We start from the raw sequence: 23194 nt of genomic DNA on the forward strand, positions 1-23194 counted from the left end.
CTAAATTTAACTACTACGCTTTACTACGACGAGTTATAACCGCATCTGCTAATTGACGCAACAGCGTTTCAGTATCATCCCAACCAATACAAGCATCAGTGATACTCTTACCGTAAACCAAAGGCTCACCGCTTTCTAATGACTGACTACCTTCCACTAAATGACTTTCAATCATCACACCGATTAATGCTTTTTCACCTGAGCTAATTTGTTGGCAAATATCAGCACCAACTTCCATTTGTTTCTCAAATTTCTTGCAACTATTAGCGTGACTGAAATCTACCATGACATTTTGTGGTAAACCGGCTTTTTTAAGTCCTTCTTTTACCACTGCGACATGTTCAGCGCTGTAATTTGGCTCTTTGCCACCACGCAAAATAATATGACAATCCTTATTTCCCGCTGTGCGCACTATCGCAGAGTGTCCCCATTTAGTCACTGAAAGAAAGCAGTGTGGCGATCCTGCAGCATTGATTGCATCAATAGCTACTTTAATGGTGCCGTCTGTACCATTTTTAAAACCAACAGGACAAGATAAACCCGATGAAAGCTCACGGTGTACTTGAGATTCTGTGGTACGAGCACCAATAGCCCCCCAACTCATTAAATCAGCAACATATTGAGGCGTTATCATATCTAAAAACTCGCCAGCAGTTGGCAAGCCACTATCATTAATTGTTAATAAAAGATTACGAGCAATACGTAAACCTTCATTAATATCAAAAGTATGATCCATATGAGGATCGTTAATTAGGCCTTTCCAACCTACAGTAGTACGAGGTTTTTCAAAATAAACACGCATGACAATTTCGAGTTTATCTTTCAGCTCTTCTCTAATAAGGCTTAAACGTTGTGCATACTCCAGCGCAGCTTTCGGATCATGAATGGAGCACGGTCCAATTACCACTAATAGACGATCATCTTTTCCAGCGAGGATTTGATGAATAGCTTCACGGGCATGACGAACTGTAAAAGCCGCATTATCAGTTGCTGGAAACTTTTCCAATAAAGCAACTGGCGGTAAGAGTTCATTAATTTGTGTTATTTTAAGGTCATCATTTTGATAATTCATTCCCGTGTATCCACTCTATGTTATCTAGTCAATGTTATTATTGCTTTTCCAATCTAACCATTCATTTTCTATCTGTAAACACCCTTTCAACCTAAAGCGCCTACGGTCATCTCTCTAAAAATTTCAATATAAAGGGAAATAGCGCACTTAAGCAAAATAATGATTCGAAATTGCGTTAGGAATAAGAATAAAAACGATGAGTATTAAGGCTGGAGAGAAAGATAACTCTGCCAGCCTTTTTTATTAGGAGAGATAATTATTTCTGCTAGAGTGTTTTGCTGCTTTGATCCACAAACGAGAACCATTAATAGCGATAGCCAGTAAAATAATATATTCAACAGACATTGCATAAACACCTTGTTTGTAGAATATAACAATACTAATCACATTAATAACAGACCAAATAAGCCAGTTTTCAACTAATTTCCGTGTCATTAAGATCATCGCGACAATAGAAAGAACCGTCATTGTCGAGTCCCAGAATGGGTAAGCATCAGGTTCAAGAACTGGTGTAGCTAAATTTGCACCAAAGACATTTAATATATCAACAGCAACAACAGCTAAATAACCAAATACCATATCAATATTGAAAGTAAGAGCTACAATAGCCGCTATCGAAACAACGATTAAAAAAAGACGATGGCTTGATTTTAACCAACGTATTTTCAATTCAGCCTGCTCAAAATCATTCACTCTGCTCCATGCATACCATCCATAAATATTGGCGGCAAAGAAGAAAATTTGAAGTAATAAGCTTGCATACAGCTGAATTTGAAAAAATATAATGGCAAATAAAGTGACATTAATCAGTCCAAACAAATAGTTAATAATTTTTTCCTGACTGGCAAGCCAAATACACAATAGTCCTGCGATGGTGCCAACTGCTTCAATCCATGAAAGTGGATATCCACCTTCTCCGAGTGGAATATTGACTAAAATATTATTGATACTAAACCAATTCATCACATCCATTTTTACAACCCCGACTTAATCATAGAAAAAACAAAGAAAATATGGGTTATTGCGACATCTTTGCAAAGTAGTAAAGATATATTATAAATTCATATTTATAATGGTACTTAGTTTTCAATATTAAACATTATGTTTCTGATTTATAAAAATAACAAACAAATGTTTTATATATTAAACAAATTATTCTAATTCTACTTTTTAAACAATAAAAACGACAAATAACTTTATTATATTTTACTTATTAGAGAGAAATATGGAGCCAACAACACGTTTAATCGATCGTATGCTATCTTTTGCCCTCCTTGATCCAAGAATTGAAGCCGTAGTGCTAACGGGATCATTAGGACGTAATAAAAAGATAGACAGTTATTCTGATATTGATATAGAGCTTATCGGTTATGGTGCGACTGAACTCGCAAAAAACCAACATTGGTTATCACAATTTGGTGATAGCTTAGTTAACTTACAATTAGAGTGTGAAGATCCTAGAGGTAAACTTTGGCCTATTTATTTACATATTTTAGCTCAAGGTCGCAAAATGGACATTATGATGGCAGAGCCTGAGCGTGTTTTTAACATGAAAACTGAAGGACTTAGCCCAGTTTACCAACGTGGGTATCAAATATTACTCGATAAAACAGGTTTATGTGACGGGCTTCCTGAAATTAGCACTATAACGCCTCCTACGCTTTCAAAAGAGCAGGCGTATAACAATGCTCAAGAATTCTGGTTTGAGGCGACACAAGTCGCTGTAGCCATTCTGCGCCATGAATTTTGGTCCGCCAATTATCGTATAAATGATATGCGTGAATGGCTGATAACATTACTTGAGCAACTAGCCTTACAAACATCAACACAAGATGTGTGGTATCAAGGTAGAAATCTGAAAGAGTGGCTACCTAAGTTTTATTCATTGCGTTCATTAGAAAGCACCTTGGCAATGAGTACACCTTATGAATCAGCCGCGGCCCTTTCTGCCATGATGGCATTTTTCTTTGATGCTTCAAAACGGTTAAACCATCCTATCGATACAGCCATTAAAACCCAAGAACTTGTCAGTAATTGGTTAATTGATAATGAATTTTTGACTGAAAATGAATACACCCAAATCACGTCATCTATTATTTGCCATTACTGACTTAAATATCATTTTTAATCAAAGCGAGATAGTTTTTTCAATTTTGAGAAAACTGTCTTAGTTACTGAGCTAAATAGCTAGATGATGTTATTTATCAAAAGAAAATGAAGGGAAAATAATTAATAATCTGGTTGGCTATCAAAACGGTAATGAAAACAAGGAAGGATTTGAAATGGTGGGTCGTGGGCGATTCGAACGCCCGACCAATTGATTAAAAGTCAACTGCTCTACCGACTGAGCTAACGACCCATTTCAATAAAAACGGATTGGTATTCGAAAATGGTGGGTCGTGGGCGATTCGAACGCCCGACCAATTGATTAAAAGTCAACTGCTCTACCGACTGAGCTAACGACCCTTTTTCGAACTCGCCACATTCTCTGTGGCAACGGCGGGTAATAATACTGATTTAATGTTTTTGTGCAACGTTTTTTTTCAAAAAAACATTCAACCGTTGAAAAAACAATCATTTAACCCCGAAAATGCAACGTTTTACATTACGGGGTCAATAATTAGAGTGTTCCTAGCTGCTTTTGCGCTAATTTAGCGCCAGCGCTATTTGGATATTGCTTAATCACTTGTTGGTAAACAGCTTTAGCATTATCCTTTTGCCCTTTCTCTTGCATAATTAAACCAATTTTATAAAAGGCTTCACTTGCTTTTTGAGATTTTGGATAGTTTTTAACAACAATAGCAAAGGTGCTTGCAGCCTGATCCTTATTACCTTTTAAGTAATACATCTGACCCAACCAAAATTGTGCATTTGATTGATAGCTAGACTTCGGATAATTATTGATAAAGTTGTTTAGTTCAACAATTGCCTTATCGTAATCTTTAGAATTCAATACGATATCAATTGCTGCATTATAATCGGCCTTCTCATCACCTTGCCCTGCATTAGTTGCCGCAGAAGGTGTTGAAGAAGCAGTATTATCAGGTTGAGTGGCTTCTGTAGATGTTGAAGAAGCTCCACCACCAAGGCTATCTAATTGTTGATAGATGTTACGTTGGCGTTCAACAACTTGATTTAACTGGTATTGATTTTCCTGAATTTGACCACGTAACATATCAATATCACGCTGAGAATCAGCGAGTTGTTGCTGTAATTGAGTCAAAAGCTGGCTGTGAGCATTTGAAAAACGCTCAAGTTGGGCGAGTCGTTCATCGGTCGAACCTGAACCGATATTACTGATTGGCGCTTGGGCAATAGCGGCTACAGGAGCCGCTACGCCAACCAGTAACAACAGACTCATCAAGAAAGGTCTGAAGTTACTGTTGTTCATGCCGTTCTCTTAGTAATCCAGTACTGCACGACGGTTTTTCGCATAAGCGGCTTCGTCATGACCCAGTACAGCTGGTTTTTCTTTACCGTAAGAAACGATTGACAGTTGTTCAGCTGATACGCCTTTACCTTGTAGGTACATTTTCACAGCGTTAGCACGACGTTCGCCCAGAGCGATGTTGTATTCTGGAGTACCGCGTTCGTCAGCATGACCTTCTACAGTAATACGTACTGAAGGATTAGCACGCAGGAATGCAGCGTGTGCATCTAACAGGTTAGCGTAGTCTGAGCTAATGTCATATTTGTCAAAACCGAAGTAAACGATGTTTTGTTGTTTCAGTTGTTCTAATTGCTGACGTGCTAATTCTTCAGCAGTAGGACCTTGTTCAACAACTGGTACATTGTTTGTATCAGTTTGATCTTCGTTTTTGTTTGAGCTACATGCTGCAACAGCAACGAGTGGTAATGCTAACATCAACCCTTTAAACACTTTGTTTAATTGCATCTCTATTTGTTCCTTTATTTGTTTGCCATACATAATTTTTATGCATCACATAAACGGTGACCAGGCAGGCGATTTAACCTGACCATCAGTCGCCGGAAGACGCGCTTTGAAACGTCCATCAGTCGATACTAGCTGCAAAATGGTGCCTAAGCCTTGTGTAGAGCTATAAATAACCATTGTGCCGTTAGGCGCGATGCTTGGCGTTTCATCCAGAAACGTATCTGTTAGATATTGTACGGAATTCGTTTCCAGATCCTGCTTAGCGATATGTTGCCTACCGCTTTCAGAACTCACCATAACTAAGAAACTACCATCTGGGCTTACTGCTGGGTTTTGATTTTGTTTACCTTCCCAAGTAATACGCTCTGGTGTTCCACCGTTAATATTAATCTTGTAAATTTGTGGACGTCCACCTTGATCTGAAGTATAGACTAAGGTTTGTCCATCTGGCATCCAATTTGGCTCGGTATTATTACTTCTGCCATTAGTTACCTGTGTCATATTTCCACTAGCTAAATCCATAACATACAGATTTAAGCTACCGCTCTTAGAAAGCGCAAATGCCAGTTTAGAGCCATCAGGTGAAAACGAAGGTGCACCATTATGTCTTGGGAATGATGCAATTTGGCGAATTTCACCTGTTGCTAATGTTTGCACTACTAAAGCAGATTGACCACTTTCAAAGGTCACATATGCAAGTTTAGCACCATCTGGCGACCATGCTGGTGACATTAATGGCTGTGATGAACGATAAACACGATCTTGGTTAAATCCATCATAATCTGAAACACGCAATTCATAAGGGTATGCGCCACCATTTGTCACAACAACATAAGCAATACGTGTACGGAATGCACCACGAATACCAGTTAGTTTTTCAAACACTTCATCACTAGCGGTGTGTGCAGAGTAACGTAGCCATTTAGATGGAACTTTAAACTCACTTTGAGATAAAACTGCACCTGGTGAGCCTGCAACATCAACTAGCTGATAACTTACTAAATATTGGCCATCTGCTGATGGTTGCACTCGTCCCACGACAACAGAATCAATGCCTAATGCAGTCCAAAGTGCAGGTTGGACTTCAGAAGCAGTAACGGGTTGTTGAGGTATACGAGATACATCAATCGGATTGAATTTTCCGCTATTTCGTAAATCAGCCGCAATTATACCAGCAATATCTTCTGGCATTTGACCAGTACCTTCCCATTTAAAAGGAACGACACCGATAGGGCGTGCTGTATTCACCCCTTGTGTAATTTCAATTCGAACTTCAGCGTTGGCCAGAGTGGTTACGCATAAAATTAAAAGCCCGAAAATAACATTTAATGCCTGCTTCATCATGTCTCCCTTTTATTATTGCGGTTATTACGCAATAACGCACAGAATAGTAACAAACGCTTTTCAACAACACCATACAACACATCAATAACATTCTAAAATAGCTATAAATTAGTGTATGTTTTCCTACAATCAGACAGTTTTATGGTTTAAACTCAATTACTGATGATTTTACTTGTTCATAAACATCTTTCGGTGGCTTCGGTAATTTAGCGGTATTTGCTGCTCTTAATGCCACTTGACATAAAGAAGGATCCCCACCTACAACCTTCGCACTAATTAACAAGCCATCAGGTGCAATACTGACTTTTAGCTCACAGGTTCGCCCTTTATACAACTCTGGGTCAATAAACTTTTGCTCAATAGCCGTTTTTACTTGTCCAATATAAGTAGCAACACCTGCATTATTGGCACCAGTACGATTTCCACCGCCTTGGCCAGCTGCGGCTGCACCACTTTGTTTGTTACCATCAGCCATTAAACCATCAAGTAAACTATCTACTGCCTTACTTTGCTGTTGAGCTGCGGCTTTGGCTTTAGCCTCTGCTGCTGCTTTAGCTTTTGCTTCTGCGGCTGCTTTGGCTTTAGCGTCCGCTTCAGCTTTCGCTTTTGCTTCAGCTTCTGCTTTCGCTTTTGCATCTGCCTCGGCTTTAGCTTTTGCCTCTTCCGCTTTTTGTTTCGCAGCTAAATCGGCTTGTTTTTTTGCTTCTGCTTCTGCTTGTTTTTTAGCATCAGCTTGTTCTTTTAAAATGCGATCACGTTCAGCTTTTGCTTGCGCAGCCGCTTCTTCTGCAACCTTTTGTTCTTCTTTTGCTTTAGCAGCAGCTAATGCGGCTTCACGTTTTTGAGCCTCTGCTGCCTCTTTCGCTTGTAAACGTTCAACTTCTAGCGTTTTCAAACGTTCTTGTTCTTTCATTTGCTGCTGACGCAACTCTTCTTCTTGTTGCTCAGCTCGCTCTTTACGCTCTTGCTCGGCTTTTTGGACGTTAGCTTGTTGCGCTTTTTGCTGATTATACTGTTGCACCACAGCATTAGGATCGACCATAATAGCATCAATAACTTGTCCATCAGATCCACCGCCACCGCCTAAATCCCATTTCTGAGTTAACGAACCCCAGATAAGTAAAGCTATAACGAGTAAATGCAAGGCGGTAGACAAGATAACTGAACCGCTCAATTTACTTCGAATTGGCTTCGTTTTCTTTCCCACGCTATTATCCAAACTTATTTCAACCTAATTACATAGGCTGAGTCATTAAACCTACAGATTTAACACCTGCTTGACGTAACATGTTGAGCGCTTTAATTATCTCATCATAAGGAACATCTTTAGCACCGCCAATAAGAAATACAACTTTCGGATTTTTTTCCAGTTGTCGTTTAGCTTCAGCCATAATCTGTTCTTGTGGTAATAATTCTAATACTTCCTGATCAACACGAATATTGTATTGCCCAACCCCTGCCACTTCGACAATCACAGGCGGATTATCACTACTTGAAACAGTTTGTGTCTCTGTTGCTTCAGGAAGATCAACCTCAACACTTTGCGAGATAATAGGTGCCGTTGCCATAAAAATAAGTAACAACACTAATAATACGTCGAGCAAAGGAACAATGTTAATCTCTGATTTTACGCCTCGGCGGCTACTGCGACCCCGTGCCATCAGCTCTCTCCTTCTGCGTTAACTATTTCTTTTCTGCGGAGGCAAAAGCTTGGCGATGTAAAATCGTCAGGAACTCTTCCATAAAGTTATCGTAACTTTGTTCCAGTTTATTTACACGCTGCGTAAACCGGTTATAAGCCATAACTGCGGGGATTGCCGCAAATAAACCGATAGCTGTTGCAATCAACGCTTCAGCAATGCCGGGGGCAACCATTTGTAACGTTGCTTGTTTAACACTACCTAATGCAATAAATGCATGCATAATCCCCCATACTGTACCAAACAGACCAATATATGGGCTGATAGAGCCAACAGTACCGAGGAAAGGAATATGAGTTTCTAAAGATTCTAATTCACGATTGAAAGAGACACGCATTGCTCTTGATGCACCATTAACAACCGCATCAGGAGCATGAACGCTTGCTTGATGCAAACGAGCAAATTCTTTAAATCCAGAATGAAAAATTTGTTCTGAGCCAGATAATTCATCACGACGAGCTTGGCTATCTTTATATAAACGAGCCAAATCAGTACCTGACCAGAATTTATCTTCAAAATCTGCAACTTCACGATCGGCGGCATTCAGAACTTTAGTTCGCTGAATAATAATCGCCCAAGATGCAATAGAAAATCCGATTAAAAGCAACATGATCAACTTGACTAAAAGCCCTGCTTTTAGAAAGAGATCGATAACATTCATGTCAGCCACTACTTAAACTCCGCGATAATGGACTTAGGAAGCGCTACTGGCTTCATTTTTGATGAATCTACGCAGACAACGAGGACTTCTGCGCTACACAATACACAACCATCTTCATTAATAATCTTTTGAGAAAATGTCATTGAAGCACCACGCAATGTGGTAATTTCACTTTCTACTTGCAAAAGATTATCAAGTCGAGCTGGTGCAATATATTCTATTGATAATTTACGTACAACAAATACAACATGATCATACTCCCGTAAATCATGCTGATGAAAACCTTTTTCTCTAAGTAGTTCCGTTCTAGCGCGTTCAAAATATTTCAGATAACTGGCGTGATAAACAACACCACCGGCATCAGTATCTTCATAATAAACACGAACAGGCCAAAGAAACTGCATATTACCTCCCTTACATTCCCCAAGTTAAGTCCATAAATAATGTAGCTATAGGTTACCTAACTATACTTAAGAGGTCGCTCTAAGGGAATCGTAGTAACGTAAAGAATAGAAAACGCAGTTTTCAGGCGCCAATCATAAACTCTTCTTTGCAACACGCAATATGCTTTGTGCTCTGAATAGAAAAAATATTTTTATTAAGACAGCATAAAAATGCTTGCTAATTAGAAATTCATATATTGTCTAATTTAGTAGTATTATTTTTAATGACAAAAAAAAACCAGCTAAAAACTGGTTTTTCATATAAATCAATTAATTATTTAATATTGGGGTTTCATGAAGATAGTGCCATTGCCAACACTCATTATGAGAATTGCGTCTCAATAACACTACAGACTCGCGTGTAAGAATTTTCTTATTTTCACTATGTGTTTCTTGATATCTGACAAGCGCCAAAAAATCTGACTGATATATTATTTTATAATCGTTCGTTTTTATTTTCAGATCACTTCTTTTTCCTGCATTTTGTCTAAACATCGCGATAACGTCATCATAACTCACTGCTTTTCCACTGATCCCTACCATTGAAAAGTCTTGGGATAAAACATTTTCTATTTTTGTAATAGCATCAACTGATAGTGGATATTGCGTAAAAACTGTTTCAATCTCATCATGCAAAGATTTGATGCTTTCTATAATTAAGTCAGTATTAAAATTCATCTTGTATTTCCTGTGTAATCACTTTTTTCTTTAGTGTGAATAATAAAATAAGTGGCAATATGCCTATCAATGCGCATATTAAAAAAGTCATGCTATAAGCTGTTTGTGGTAAACAAAAAAGAGAGAGAATATTAAATAACATAGCAACCATGGTTGCTCCGACACTAAAAACAACTTGTCTGTTAATATTCCAAATAACACTTGCTTGAACTAATTTTTGTGCACTAAAGTCATACAATGCTGTGGTTTGAGCGGTGTTAGCACCAATTCCCCCACCCACTCCTATAATTAAATATACAATAATAAGTAATGGAATATCTGTATTACTATTTACAAATGTTAATAAAGAAATCCCAAGGCTGTGTAATAGCAATGCAATAATAAATAAGCATTTCATACCTAATTTATTATAAAGTGCACCACTTATTGTTATTGAAATTAAAGCACCCAGTGCATACAACAACATAAAAACACCAGTTCCTTGAGCTGTAAATTTTAAATATTGTTGTAAATAAAAAATAGCGAGAATATTCACTCCAGTAAAAACACCTGGAATACAGTAATAAATAAAAATAGAGAGAGATAAATTTCTATTTTTTAACAATGCTAAATTAATAACCGGTGATGAATGGTGTCGATAGTGGTAATAATAAAGTACAGCAAAAATTGTGGAAAGTACGGCAATCACTAAGGCAAGTAATGTTGAGTGATATTCACCATAAGCAGATAACGCGAACAATCCAAATACAATGATCAAACTAATAAGAATGATCCCTTTAATATCAGGTATAACGTTTTTTTTAGCTAAAGGCTCTTTTACCCAGATAAAGGCTAGAAATGCAGTTAGCAATGAGAATGGAATATTGCTATAAAAAACCCAGCGCCACGACACAACATCAACAATAAATCCACCTAATGTTGGCGATATTGCAGGAGCAACTAGAGCGATTGCCATAATAAGTGTTGAAATTTTGCTTCTCTCATGTCCTTGAAAATATTGAAACGTTAACGCTTGTCCAATTGGGATTAACAGTCCACCACTCACACCTTGAATAAAGCGCCAAAAAATAAGCTCGCTGAAAGCGTGAGAATATCCCACTAATGCAACCGATAAACTAAACATCAACATTGACGTTACCATCAATGCTTTAATTCCAAAACGTTGAGATAACCAGTGACTCAAGGGAATAATTAATGTTAATCCCAGAATATAACTATTTGAAACCCATGTAACAGAAACGATAGAGATCTGCATATCATCGGCTATTGCAGGTAATGCAATTGCTGACATAAAAATGTTAATACAATCAATAAAGAAGCCCAGCAAAAAAATAGATGCAATTCGATAACGGTAAGTCATAAAAATCCTCCGCACATAGAGTACGGAAGATTGACGAATTTCGTCTATCTGACAAAATAGAATTTATTGTTTAATCAGAGTAAACAATCATGCAAAATCAAATTGATCGAATTCGTTCTTTTATTGCTGTTGTTGATACCGGCTCGTTTACTCAAGCAGCAAAATATTTGCGTCTCAGTAAGTCGATGGTAAGTATTCATATCAAAGCATTAGAAACAGAATTGGATGTCTCTTTACTCAATCGTAATACACGACGATTCTCACTGACAGAAACAGGGGAAATGCTTTATCAAGACTTTCGCCTTGTGCTAAGTCAGTTAGAACAAACTTTAGATAAGGCGCGATTAGGACAACAAGAGTTGCAAGGATCGTTGCGATTAAGTTCAACAGCTGAATTTGGTGAACACTATATTTTGCCATTGCTCAATCAATTTATACAGTTACACCCAAAGCTAAAAATACAATATGCATTTAACTCTTCTATTGAGGATTTAATAAACCATAAGCTTGATCTTGCTATTCGACTTGGTACATTGAAAGATAGCAATTACCGATCTACAAAGCTGGCTGATTATAAGATAAGTTTAGTTATTTCCCCTGATTTATTACAGAAATTCTCAATAAAAACTATCGACGACTTAAAGGTTATTCCTTATTTAGCAAATAGTAATTTACGTCAAAGTAAACTTTCATCATCTTTAGAGTTTAATATCTTACTGTCTCAGTTATCTCAAGATGCTTATTTTGAAACTAATACCATTGCGGCATTAAAAAAAATGGTGCTTTCGCATGCAGGAATGGCTATTTTGCCACATTGGTTTATTCATCAAGAATTATTGGAAGAAAAATTGGTTGTGCTGTTTCCTGATATTTCCTTATTAACGCAGTCCGTTAATATTATTTTCCCGTATAGTGAATATATTCCAAGAAAAACACGTTTATTTATTGATTATTTAAAAGAAAATATCCAGCTATAACGTTAGAAAAGCGAAAGAATTTAGCAAGGATATTTAGAAAATAAAATACCTTATTTCTTTTTCATACACTGAGCAGAAATAAGGTATTTTCTTAGAAGAAAAAGTAAATTAGCCCAACGATTAAAATAATAATTGCAGGGATTGGATGTAATAAACATTTTGCAACAACATGTTTAGGACGAAATGCTAGACCAAAAGTTGCTCCAGCACATACAGACCAAATAAGAAGGACACCTTGCCAAATTGCAAGTGAACTTGTGTTCGCTGCAAATCGGCTAGGATCCCACATGACACAAAATGCCATTACCAACGCCATGATTAAAACAAGAGCCCTAATAGGGCCCTTGTCTAAGAGTTGGTAGCTCTTATCCAACATTATTCTTCACTTTCTGAAGCTTTTTTCGCTTCAGCATGCTCGAAAGCCAGTCCTGCGATCACCGCAATACTACAAGCGAAGAGCGTTCCGAGAAGCCATGTAAAATACCACATTCTCTATGCTCCTTAGTACAGAGTATGATTATTGCCTTCGATAAATTTCTTATCGAGGCGACCATGCATTTTCCAGTAACACCAGATGGTGTAAAGGAGAACGATAGGTACAAAGATAATCGCAACAACTGTCATCACCTGAAGAGTAAACAGGCTAGAAGTTGCATCCCACATAGTTAAGCTCACATCTGGGAAAGTGCTTGAAGGCATCACAAATGGGAACATAGTCACACCACACGTCAGGATAACACCCGCAATTGTCAGTGAAGTGAACAGGAATGCCCAACCACCTTTATTTGCTTTAGTTGCAACAATCGCCAGTAATGGAGATAACAGACCTAAGGCTGGTAATACCCATAACACTGGATAATTGTTGTAGTTAGTCATCCAAGCACCCGCCTCATGAGAAACGGTTTTCAGTAGTGGAGATGATGGACCAGCTGTATCAATAGCACTTGTAATAATAAAGCCATCAATACCATAAATTAACCATACACCAGCTAATGCGAATGCGATAAATGTAATTAATGAGGTAATGTAGGTTGTTTTACGAGTACGCTCATGTAATTCACCTGTTGTACGCATTTGAAGATAACTTGCACCATGTGCAACAATCATCATTAAGCTAACCACACCCGCTAATAAACCGTATGGGTTTAACAGACTTAACAGGTTGATCAGTGCATTAGTCGTACCGTTATAAGATACACGTTGCATGCTATCGACTTCTAAAGGTACACCTTGTAACAGGTTACCAAAAGCAACACCGATAACTAATGGCGGAACGAAGCTACCAATAAAGATACCCCAATCCCACATACCACGCCATTTTGGAGATTCCAGTTTAGAACGGTAATCAAAACCCACTGGGCGGAAGAATAAAGCCGCCAGTACGAAAATCATACCAAAATAGAAACCCGAGAATGCCGCAGCATAAACCATTGGCCATGCAGCGAATAATGCACCACCTGCTGTGATTAACCAGACTTGGTTACCATCCCAGTGAGGTGCAACAGAGTTAATCAAAATACGGCGTTCAGTGTCATCTTTCGCGATAACGCGTAGTAACACCCCTACACCCATATCAAAACCATCAGTGACCGCAAAGCCAATTAGTAAGATACCAATCAGTAGCCACCAAACAAATCGCAATACTTCATAATCAAACATAGTGGACTCCTGTGTTACTTACTTTGAGAAGAAGCTGTCTTCTGTTCAAAGTGATAGCGACCCGTCTTCAGGCTACTCGGCCCAAGACGACCAAATTTGAACATCAGGAACATTTCAGCAATTAGGAACAGTGTATACAGACCACAGATAAGTCCCATAGATACTAGGATATCAGCCTGTGTCAATGAAGAAGTTGCTACAGCCGTAGGCAGGATTTCACCAATCGCCCATGGTTGACGTCCATATTCTGCAACAAACCAACCTGCTTCAACTGCGATCCATGGTAATGGAATACTAAACAGAGCAGCACGCAGTAACCATTTATAGTTACCAATGCGGTTAGACAGAACTGTCCAGAAGGAAATCGCAACAACTAGTAACATCAGGAAGCCTGAAGCGACCATGATACGGAACGACCAGAACAATGGTGCGACATTAGGAATAGTGTCTTTTGCAGCAGATTTGATTTGCTCTTCTGTTGCATCAACAACTTTATCAGTATAACGCTTCAGTAATAAGCCGTAGCCTAAATCTTGTTTAGCATCATTAAATGCTGCACGAATAGCAGGATCAGTATTACCTGCGCGTAATTCGCTTAATAATTCGTAAGCTTTCATACCATTACGAATACGAACTTCGTGCTGACTCATCAGATCATTAAGACCTAATACAGGTGTGTCGAAAGAACGCGTTGCAATAATACCCATGACATAAGGGATTTGTAATGCGAACGAGTTTTCCATTTTTTCTTGATTAGGGAATGCAATCAGATTAAATGCAGCTGGAGCGGGTTCTGTATGCCATTCACCTTCAATTGCAGCCAATTTGGTTTTCTGTACGTCACCCATTTCGTAACCAGATTCATCACCCAGCACGATAACAGATAATACAGCTGCGATACCAAAAGTAGCAGCAACTGCGAAAGAACGTTTTGCAAAACCAATATCACGACCTTTGAGCAGGTAGTAAGAGCTGATACCCAGAACAAAGAATGCACCAGTACAGTAACCAGCAGCAACGGTGTGAACAAATTTAACTTGAGCGACAGGGTTTAAAACCAGATCAGCAAAACTCAACATTTCCATTCGCATGGTTTCAAAGTTGAAGTCTGCAGCGACAGGGTTTTGCATCCAACCATTCGCAACAAGGATCCATAAAGCAGAGAAGTTAGAACCGAAAGCAACTAACCAAGTTACCATCAAGTGTTGCTTCTTACCTAAGCGATCCCAGCCAAAGAAGAACAATCCGACGAAAGTTGATTCTAAGAAGAACGCCATCAAACCTTCGATTGCTAAAGGTGCACCGAAGATATCACCGACGTAATGAGAGAAATATGACCAGTTAGTACCAAATTGGAACTCCATGGTCAACCCAGTTGCGACACCCAGAGCAAAGTTAATACCAAATAACTTACCCCAGAACTTTGTCATATCTTTGTAAACTTGTTTACCCGACAGAACATATATCGTTTCCATGATTGCCAGCATAAACGCCATACCCAGCGTTAATGGGACAAACAGGAAGTGATACATTGCTGTTAAGGCAAACTGTAACCGTGACAGTTCGACAATATCAAACATCTTGACTCCTTGCTCCTAGCAGGAAGACACCGACTTGCGGCAACCCGACTTTATTAAATTATAAAGCCTCATAACTACCAGCAATAAATGCCTCTAAAAACAACAACGAATATTAAAGACCAAAAACACAATACCTTACAAATAGTACGCTTATATTTACATATAATAAATATATTTTGCGTGACCCAGATTTGAATTCTGAGCTTAGGTCAACAATACGACTTTTAGGTTTGTAACAGCATATTTGATCGTGTGCCAATTTAAGCATATTCAGAAATTTTTTCCACAATTAATAACTTGACCCACATCAAAAAAACACTTTAATGTTAACTAGTTGCGAATAAATTACCCAATAGTTACCATAGTGTTAATGCAATGTTGTTTTTGTTTTTGAGTATTATTTACCTCCTCATAACTTCCATAATAAAATTAACTTTTTATTTTCATAAAAGACTTAAAAATAAACACATTTAATTGTGTTTTATTAATTTTAATATCAATTTGATTTTTTTGCAGGTAAATAATAAATATTTAAAAAAAATAATCTATTAATTAATAAGTTAAAATTTACAAAAATGTAAATATAAAAAATACTCTCAATTATTTTATCTAATAAAGATATATGAAAAGTCTAATCTTGCTTATTGATTCCTAATGTTATTTTTTTATAGTCCTTTTTTATTCTAAATAAACGAAGTGCAATAAATCTGTATTTAACTGACAAAACGCAAAATAGCCATTAACACAAAAAAAGAAATAAACATAAATAAATTAATAAGATAGATAATTATAGCAAGTCATTTCATTGAACGGTGTGAGAAAAAAAACGAAGATTTTTTTATTTTATTTTCTTATTTAAACTAAGTGTTCTTCAAGATACTATCAACTTCTTATTATCAATTCTTATAACGATAAATAGAACATAATCCACCTTTAATCGTCATTTTGATATTTTAGTATAATAGGAAGATATTTTTTCTATCAAAGAGCTTACCTCCCCCTCTTCATTACGCATTCATTAGCATGTTTAACTGTCTTATCTTCTTAGTAAAAATCGGCGTTACAGCATGATCCTTGTATAAATTTAACGCTAATTATTACGATATTTATAGAAAAACCTGGTCTTGAAAACAGCATAAAACAGATGTTCATTTTTTCTAGATGACACTCTTTGATTCAAAACACGTATTTAAAATATTATTTTTAACAATCCAAGAGACTTATTCATGGTTTTTATCATTATTTTTAGGCTCTACAATAAAGTAAATAAATAGAAAAATGCGTTTTCATATCCAGATCAATTTTAGAAAAAACCAATATAAAACAATTTATTAGTATAAATTTAGGCAAGGTATTGATGCATTAATTACAATACTAGCTATTAATATAAGCTGTTAAATGAAACTAGAAATAAAAATGCCAGCTTCTTTTTTGGAAGCTGGCATTTTAGATAGTGTTAATCTGAAATTATTAACAGAATTGTTACTTACTTGATCAGTGATTTAATTGCTTCACCGATATCAGCTAAGCTACGGACAGTTTTCACACCAGCAGCTTCAAGAGCAGCAAATTTCTCGTCTGCAGTGCCTTTACCACCGGCAATAATTGCACCCGCATGTCCCATACGTTTGCCTTTAGGCGCTGTTACACCAGCAATATAGCCAACAACAGGTTTAGTAACGTGATCTTTGATATAAGCAGCCGCTTCTTCTTCCGCTGTACCACCAATTTCACCGATCATTACAATCGCTTCTGTTTGTGGATCTTCTTGGAAAAGCTTCAGAATATCAATAAAGTTAGAACCCGGAATTGGGTCACCACCGATACCAACACAGGTTGATTGACCTAAGCCAACATCTGTTGTTTGCTTAACCGCTTCATAAGTTAATGTACCTGAACGAGATACAATACCTACTTTACCTGGTAAGTGAATGTGACCAGGCATAATACCAATCTTACATTCACCTGGAGTGATAACGCCTGGGCAGTTAGGACCAATCATACGCACGCCAGCTTCATCTAATTTCACTTTAACCGTCAGCATATCCAGCGTAGGAATACCTTCAGTAATAGTAATAATTAATTTAATGCCTGCATCAATTGCTTCTAAGATTGAATCTTTACAAAATGGTGCCGGTACATAGATAACTGTTGCCGTTGCACCCGTTGCTTCAACCGCTTCACGTACTGTATTGAATACAGGTAAGCCTAAGTGAGTCGTCCCGCCTTTGCCTGGCGTAACACCACCGACCATTTGTGTACCATAAGCAATAGCTTGCTCAGAGTGAAATGTTCCTTGGCTACCAGTGAAACCTTGGCAAATTACTTTGGTATTCTTATCGATTAAAATAGACATTATTTTGCCTCCGCTGCTGCAACAACTTGTTTCGCGGCATCAGTTAAGCTTTTAGCAGCGATAATGTTTAATCCACTATCCGCTAATTTTTTCGTGCCTAACTCTGCATTGTTTCCTTCAAGACGAACAACCACTGGAACATTAACGCCAACTTCTTCAACTGCGCCAATAATACCGTCTGCGATCAAATCACAACGCACAATACCGCCGAAAATGTTGACTAATACAGCACTGACATTTTCATCTGACAAAATAATCTTAAATGCTTCAGTTACGCGCTCTTTTGTTGCACCACCACCAACATCAAGAAAGTTTGCAGGCTCGCCACCATGAAGTTTAACGATATCCATTGTTCCCATCGCTAAACCTGCACCATTAACCATACAACCAATGTTGCCATCTAATGCAACGTAGTTCAGTTCCCATTGTGCAGCTTGTGCTTCACGAGGATCTTCTTGTGAAGGATCGTGCATTTCACGCATTTCTGGTTGACGATACAACGCGTTACTATCTACGCCTAATTTACCATCAAGACAAATCAGATCGTCTTCTTTAGTAATAACCAGCGGGTTAATTTCGATTAAAGCAAGATCGCGCTCTAAGAAAATAGAGGCTAATCCCATAAAGATTTTAGCAAATTGACTAACTTGCTTGCCTTTTAAACCCAGTTTAAATGCTAATTCTCGTCCCTGATAAGGCATAGGGCCTGTCAGTGGATCAATAATTGCGCGATGAATAAGTTCTGGCGTTTCTTCTGCCACTTTCTCGATTTCAACGCCGCCTTCTGTTGAGGCCATAAAGACAACGCGACGGGTACCACGGTCAACAACCGCACCAAGATAAAGCTCTTTAGCAATATCAGTTGCTGCTTCAACCAAAATCTGTGTAACAGGCTGACCATTAGCGTCTGTTTGATAAGTAACTAAACGTTTGCCTAACCATTGTTCAGCAAATGCGCGGATCTCTTCTTTAGATTTAACGACTTTTACGCCGCCAGCTTTACCACGTCCACCCGCGTGAACCTGACATTTCACGACCCAAGGGCCTTGACCGATTTTTGATGCAGCTTCTTCTGCCTCACGCGGTGTGGTGCAGGCGAAACCAGCAGGTGCTGGTAATCCATACCGTGTGAAAAGCTGTTTTGCCTGATACTCGTGTAAATTCATGATGTTCTATCCATAATCTTGTTGAAAGTCGGGCTTTCTTATTTTTTTGACTATAAGCCAGTAAAATCTGGCTTCACGAACACACTGTACTTCTTTGATGCTTGTGTCTGTTGCTAAGTAGGCAGGAGGAGCATCTCCTGCCTAAAAGCGATATCTATTACCTATACATCAAGTAATAAACGAGCTGGATCTTCTAGCATCTCTTTAACGGTTACTAAGAAACCGACAGACTCACGACCATCAATTAAACGGTGGTCATAAGACAGAGCCAGATACATCATTGGTAGAATAACAACCTGACCATCTACTGCCATTGGGCGATCTTTAATTGCATGCATCCCTAAAATGGCACTTTGTGGTGGGTTGATAATTGGAGTTGACATTAATGAACCGAAAACACCGCCATTGGTGATAGTGAAGTTACCACCGGTTAAGTCTTCAACAGTTAACTTACCGTCACGACCTTTTACAGCTAATGCTTTGATGTTTTTCTCAATATCAGCCATGCTCATTGCATCCGCATCACGTAATACTGGTGTTACCAGACCACGCGGTGTGGATACCGCAATACTGATATCGAAGTAGTTGTGATAAACCACATCAGTGCCATCAATAGAAGCGTTCACTTCTGGATAACGTTTCAGGGCTTCAACAACCGCTTTAATATAGAAAGACATAAAGCCTAAACGTACACCGTGACGTTTTTCGAATGCTTCACCATACTGAGCACGTAAATCTTTGATTGGTTGCATGTTGATTTCGTTAAACGTTGTCAACATTGCAGTGGTGTTTTTCGCTTCTAATAAACGTTCTGCTACACGTTTACGTAAACGTGTCATTGGTACACGTTTTTCGCTACGGTGAGATAATGGTGCTTGAGGAACCTCTGCAACGGGTTGTGCAGTTGATTTATTCGCAACATGACCTTCGATATCTTGGCGAGTTAAACGTCCGCCTACACCGCTACCTTTCACATCCGCAGGGTTAATATCGTGTTCAGCCACTAAGCGACGTGCTGTTGGACTTAAAGCATCATTATTGTCTTTTGCAGCAATATCCGCACTTTGGCGCTGTGCTGGCGTGCTATCTTGAGCAGGTTTCACATCAGCAGGAATGCCAGTGCTATCACCTAAACGAATACGACCTAGCAATTGGCGTGAACCAACAGTAGCGCCCTCTTCCTCAAGAATACTTTCTAAAACACCTGCTTCACTTGCAGGTACTTCTAAAACAACTTTATCTGTTTCAATTTCAACCAGCACTTCATCGCGTTGAATGCTATCACCAGGTTTTTTATGCCAAGTTGCGACTGATGCGTCAGCAACTGATTCAGGGAGATCCGGTACTAGAATATCTACACTACTCATTTTCTATCCTTATTTATTCAACTTTCAGTGCGTCTTCAACCAGAGCTTTTTGTTGCTCCTGATGAACAGAGGTATAACCAACTGCTGGAGAGGCTGATGCAGGACGTCCTGCATAACGTAATGTTGCGCCTGCTGGAATAGCATCACGGAAGTTATGCTGACTACAGTACCAAGCACCTTGATTTAGTGGCTCTTCTTGACACCAAATAAACTCTTTTACATGTGCATAAGGTGCGAGAATTTGCGCAATATCTTCGTGTGGGAATGGATACAGTTGTTCAATACGAATAATGGCAACGTTGTTTTGCTCATTGGCTCGACGCTGTTCTAATAAATCGTAGTAAACCTTACCGGAACACATCACAACACGTTTCACATCAGTAGGTTTTAAATCATCAATTTCACCAATGACCGGTAAGAATTTACCATTTGCTAATTCATCTAACGCAGAAACCGCTAATGGATGACGTAACAGTGATTTTGGTGACATTACAATAAGTGGGCGACGCATACCACGTAACGCTTGGCGGCGTAACATATGGTAAACCTGAGCCGGAGTTGACGGCACACAAACCTGCATATTTTGTTCTGCACACAGTTGCAGATACCGTTCTAAACGTGCAGAGGAGTGCTCTGGACCTTGACCTTCATAACCGTGTGGTAACAACATGACTAGACCACACATACGACCCCATTTTTGCTCACCAGAGCTAATGAATTGGTCGATAACTACTTGAGCAACGTTTGCGAAGTCACCAAATTGTGCTTCCCAAATTGTTAAACCACGAGGTTCTGTTGTGGCATAACCATATTCAAATGCAAGCACTGCTTCTTCTGTTAATACAGAATCCCAGACATTAAATTGTCCTTGAGCATTATGAACATTGGCTAATGGTACATAAACAGAGCCATTTGTTTGGTTATGAATAACTGCATGACGATGGAAGAATGTACCACGTCCCGCATCTTCACCAGAAAGGCGAATGGTGATACCTTGGTCAACTAAAGTTGCATACGCTAATGTTTCTGCCGCACCCCAGTCGAGTAGTTTCTCTCCTTCAGCCATAGCAGCACGGTCAGCATAAATTTTCTCAACTCGAGACTGCATCACGATTTCTGAAGGAACGGTACTCACACGACGCGCTAAATCTTGTAAACGCGTTTTCTCTACTTTATGTGGATACTCTTCATTCCATTCGTGATTTAAATATGGTTCCCATGTGTAAGAATGCAGACCCATTGGGCGGTACTCTTCAACAACACAATCACCACGATCCAAGGCATCACGATAGAGATTAACCATCTCTGTCACATCATTGGCATCAAGCAATGATTGAGCAACCAGTTTATCCGCATAAATTTTACGTGGTGTCGGATGTTTTTTGATTTTTTGATACATCAGAGGCTGAGTCGCATTTGGCTCATCCGCCTCGTTGTGACCATGGCGACGGTAACAAACGAGATCAATCATAACATCACGTTTAAAGGTATTACGGAAATCCAATGCTAAGCGAGTGACAAAAGCTACCGCTTCAGGATCATCAGCATTAACGTGGAAAATTGGTGCCTGAACCATTTTCACAATATCAGTACAGTATTGTGTTGAACGGGCATCTTTTGGATTTGAAGTCGTAAAACCAACTTGGTTATTGATAACAATACGAACGGTACCACCTACTTCATAACCACGCGCTTGAGACATGTTCAGGGTTTCTTGCACAACACCTTGACCTGTCACAGCCGCATCACCATGAATAGTGATAGGAAGAACCATATTACTACGCGCTTCATCTAAGCGATCTCGACGAGCACGAACAGAACCAATTACAACTGGGCTAACAATCTCTAGGTGAGATGGGTTAAAAGCTAATGCGAGGTGAACTTGAGCACCTTCAGTCGCAAAATCAGATGAGAAACCTTGGTGATATTTAACGTCACCTGTTCCCAAATGTTCTTTATGAATACCCGCAAATTCATCAAATAAATCAGCCGGTTTTTTACCTAGGATATTAACCAGAACGTTTAAACGTCCACGGTGCGCCATACCAAGAACGACTTCACGAGTGTCTTGTTTACCGGCATGGCGAATTAAATCTTTTAGCATTGGAACTAATGCATCACCACCTTCTAAAGAGAAGCGTTTTGCACCTGGGAATTTAGCCCCTAAATAGCGCTCTAAACCTTCAGCTGCAGTTAGCTCTGTCAGGAAGCGTAACTTCTCTTCTTTAGTGAATTGGTCTGCAACATTCACTGATTCTAAACGTTGTTGTATCCAGCGTTTTTCTTCAGTATTAGTGATATGCATATATTCAGCACCGATTGAACCACAGTAAATGCGTTTCAGGGCTTCATATAAATCACCTAATTTCATCGTTTCTTTGCCGATAGCAAAAGAACCGACGTTGAAGGTTTCTTCAAAGTCTTCTTTAGTTAGATTATGGAAAGCTGGATCTAAATCTGGCACAGATTCTTGTTTCCATAAACCAAGCGGGTCGAGATTAGCGTTTTGGTGACCACGAAAACGGAAGGCATTGATGAGCTGCAAAACTTTCACTTGTTTTGAGTCCATTGCCGGATCGCTTACCGAGGTATGATATCGAGTGGATTCTTTTGCGAGGCGTCTGAAGTAGTCGCGGGTTTGTGAATGCGACTGCTCTATGCCTTGACTTGCGGGCAGTTGTTGAAAAATCTCTCTCCAACTTTCGTCAACAGAGTTTGGGTCAGTTAGGTAGTCTTCATAGATATCTTCTATGTAAGACTGATTCTCTCCTGCTAGAAAGGTTGATTCTAGCCAGTCCTTCATTGCGCCGTTCTGCATTATGATCCCTTAAGCTATACAGCTTTAGTTCGCCGTGGATAACTAATACCGTGATTAAACGGTGTCGATTGCAAGGTTCTCTTATGACCCGCTATCTCGCAGGTTCTTTAAATATGGA

Annotated in this window: 21 protein-coding genes and 2 tRNA genes; 2 read left to right on the forward strand and 21 right to left on the reverse strand. The window is 38.8% G+C overall.

The genetic code is table 11. The features are described 5' to 3' along the window. Positions 1 to 13 precede the first annotated feature (13 nt). Both aroG and pnuC read right to left on the reverse strand, forming a co-directional pair. A complete protein-coding gene (gene aroG / locus QSH13_RS03565) occupies positions 14 to 1072 on the reverse strand; it encodes a 3-deoxy-7-phosphoheptulonate synthase AroG (RefSeq protein ID WP_109398130.1) in 1059 nt (352 codons plus the stop codon). A 243-nt stretch (positions 1073 to 1315) separates the two neighbouring features. Next, the gene (gene pnuC, locus QSH13_RS03570; protein ID WP_109398131.1) at positions 1316 to 2044 is read right to left on the reverse strand and encodes a nicotinamide riboside transporter PnuC; all 729 of its coding nucleotides are present in this window, start codon (positions 2042 to 2044) and stop codon (positions 1316 to 1318) included. 253 nt (positions 2045 to 2297) lie between these two features. Here pnuC and QSH13_RS03575 point away from each other — a divergent pair, with 253 nt between their 5' ends. Then, complete coding sequence (locus tag QSH13_RS03575) at positions 2298 to 3182, forward strand: aminoglycoside 6-adenylyltransferase (protein ID WP_109398132.1); 885 nt, start codon at positions 2298 to 2300, stop codon at positions 3180 to 3182. A gap of 173 nt (positions 3183 to 3355) precedes the next feature. Here QSH13_RS03575 and QSH13_RS03580 read toward each other — a convergent pair. The 11 genes from QSH13_RS03580 to QSH13_RS03630 form a co-directional block, all read right to left on the reverse strand. Next, positions 3356 to 3431 (reverse strand) — tRNA-Lys (locus QSH13_RS03580). Between the two features lie 31 nt (positions 3432 to 3462). Further along, positions 3463 to 3538: transfer RNA gene (locus QSH13_RS03585), tRNA-Lys, on the reverse strand. A 154-nt stretch (positions 3539 to 3692) separates the two neighbouring features. After that, positions 3693 to 4463: a cell division protein CpoB gene (gene cpoB, locus QSH13_RS03590; RefSeq protein ID WP_109398133.1), complete on the reverse strand. Its 771-nt coding sequence runs from the start codon at positions 4461 to 4463 to the stop codon at positions 3693 to 3695. A 9-nt stretch (positions 4464 to 4472) separates the two neighbouring features. Further along, the gene (pal, locus tag QSH13_RS03595) at positions 4473 to 4967 is read right to left on the reverse strand and encodes a peptidoglycan-associated lipoprotein Pal (protein WP_109406490.1); all 495 of its coding nucleotides are present in this window, start codon (positions 4965 to 4967) and stop codon (positions 4473 to 4475) included. Between the two features lie 45 nt (positions 4968 to 5012). Then, entirely contained in the window at positions 5013 to 6308 is a 1296-nt protein-coding gene (gene tolB / locus QSH13_RS03600) for a Tol-Pal system beta propeller repeat protein TolB (RefSeq protein ID WP_109398134.1), read from the reverse strand. Positions 6309 to 6450: 142 nt separating this feature from the next. Continuing rightward, on the reverse strand, positions 6451 to 7518 hold the full coding sequence (gene tolA / locus QSH13_RS03605) for a cell envelope integrity protein TolA (RefSeq protein ID WP_109398135.1): 1068 nt from the start codon (positions 7516 to 7518) through the stop codon (positions 6451 to 6453). A gap of 28 nt (positions 7519 to 7546) precedes the next feature. Then, positions 7547 to 7972 carry a colicin uptake protein TolR gene (tolR, locus tag QSH13_RS03610; RefSeq protein WP_023581195.1) on the reverse strand — a complete coding sequence of 142 codons (426 nt, stop codon included), beginning with the start codon at positions 7970 to 7972 and terminating at the stop codon, positions 7547 to 7549. 22 nt (positions 7973 to 7994) lie between these two features. Continuing rightward, entirely contained in the window at positions 7995 to 8681 is a 687-nt protein-coding gene (gene tolQ, locus QSH13_RS03615) for a Tol-Pal system protein TolQ (protein WP_286038833.1), read from the reverse strand. Then, positions 8681 to 9076 (reverse strand): tol-pal system-associated acyl-CoA thioesterase, encoded by a 396-nt coding sequence (gene ybgC / locus QSH13_RS03620; protein WP_006537646.1) that lies wholly within the window; start codon positions 9074 to 9076, stop codon positions 8681 to 8683. Before ybgC ends, tolQ begins: the two co-directional genes overlap by 1 nt. Positions 9077 to 9385: 309 nt before the next feature. Then, positions 9386 to 9793 (reverse strand): DUF4440 domain-containing protein, encoded by a 408-nt coding sequence (locus QSH13_RS03625; protein ID WP_109398136.1) that lies wholly within the window; start codon positions 9791 to 9793, stop codon positions 9386 to 9388. Further along, positions 9783 to 11153: an MFS transporter gene (locus QSH13_RS03630; protein WP_196543925.1), complete on the reverse strand. Its 1371-nt coding sequence runs from the start codon at positions 11151 to 11153 to the stop codon at positions 9783 to 9785. Before QSH13_RS03630 ends, QSH13_RS03625 begins: the two co-directional genes overlap by 11 nt. Before the next feature lie 89 nt (positions 11154 to 11242). On the opposite strand from QSH13_RS03630, the gene QSH13_RS03635 reads away from it, so the two are divergent. Continuing rightward, a complete protein-coding gene (locus QSH13_RS03635; protein ID WP_286038834.1) occupies positions 11243 to 12130 on the forward strand; it encodes a LysR family transcriptional regulator in 888 nt (295 codons plus the stop codon). Between the two features lie 91 nt (positions 12131 to 12221). Here QSH13_RS03635 and ybgE read toward each other — a convergent pair whose 3' ends face one another. The 8 genes from ybgE to sucA all read right to left on the reverse strand — a co-directional run bounded on the left by ybgE (position 12222) and on the right by sucA (position 23076). Further along, positions 12222 to 12506, reverse strand: coding sequence for a cyd operon protein YbgE (gene ybgE, locus QSH13_RS03640; RefSeq protein ID WP_185901847.1), 285 nt, complete (start codon positions 12504 to 12506; stop codon positions 12222 to 12224). Continuing rightward, positions 12506 to 12619 carry a cytochrome bd-I oxidase subunit CydX gene (gene cydX / locus QSH13_RS03645; RefSeq protein ID WP_072062915.1) on the reverse strand — a complete coding sequence of 38 codons (114 nt, stop codon included), beginning with the start codon at positions 12617 to 12619 and terminating at the stop codon, positions 12506 to 12508. Before cydX ends, ybgE begins: the two co-directional genes overlap by 1 nt. Positions 12620 to 12631: 12 nt before the next feature. Then, a complete protein-coding gene (gene cydB / locus QSH13_RS03650; RefSeq protein ID WP_006537654.1) occupies positions 12632 to 13789 on the reverse strand; it encodes a cytochrome d ubiquinol oxidase subunit II in 1158 nt (385 codons plus the stop codon). A gap of 14 nt (positions 13790 to 13803) precedes the next feature. After that, on the reverse strand, positions 13804 to 15369 hold the full coding sequence (gene cydA, locus QSH13_RS03655; RefSeq protein ID WP_072062916.1) for a cytochrome ubiquinol oxidase subunit I: 1566 nt from the start codon (positions 15367 to 15369) through the stop codon (positions 13804 to 13806). 1486 nt (positions 15370 to 16855) lie between these two features. Then, entirely contained in the window at positions 16856 to 17725 is an 870-nt protein-coding gene (gene sucD, locus QSH13_RS03660) for a succinate--CoA ligase subunit alpha (protein WP_006537657.1), read from the reverse strand. After that, positions 17725 to 18891: an ADP-forming succinate--CoA ligase subunit beta gene (sucC, locus tag QSH13_RS03665; protein WP_006537658.1), complete on the reverse strand. Its 1167-nt coding sequence runs from the start codon at positions 18889 to 18891 to the stop codon at positions 17725 to 17727. Before sucC ends, sucD begins: the two co-directional genes overlap by 1 nt. Before the next feature lie 161 nt (positions 18892 to 19052). Continuing rightward, complete coding sequence (gene odhB, locus QSH13_RS03670) at positions 19053 to 20258, reverse strand: 2-oxoglutarate dehydrogenase complex dihydrolipoyllysine-residue succinyltransferase (protein WP_109406493.1); 1206 nt, start codon at positions 20256 to 20258, stop codon at positions 19053 to 19055. Positions 20259 to 20271: 13 nt separating this feature from the next. Then, positions 20272 to 23076, reverse strand: coding sequence for a 2-oxoglutarate dehydrogenase E1 component (gene sucA, locus QSH13_RS03675; RefSeq protein ID WP_109398140.1), 2805 nt, complete (start codon positions 23074 to 23076; stop codon positions 20272 to 20274). Between the last annotated feature and the right edge of the window lie 118 nt (positions 23077 to 23194).

The sequence above is a fragment of the Proteus faecis genome (assembly GCF_030286765.1).
GTDB lineage: Bacteria > Pseudomonadota > Gammaproteobacteria > Enterobacterales > Enterobacteriaceae > Proteus > Proteus faecis.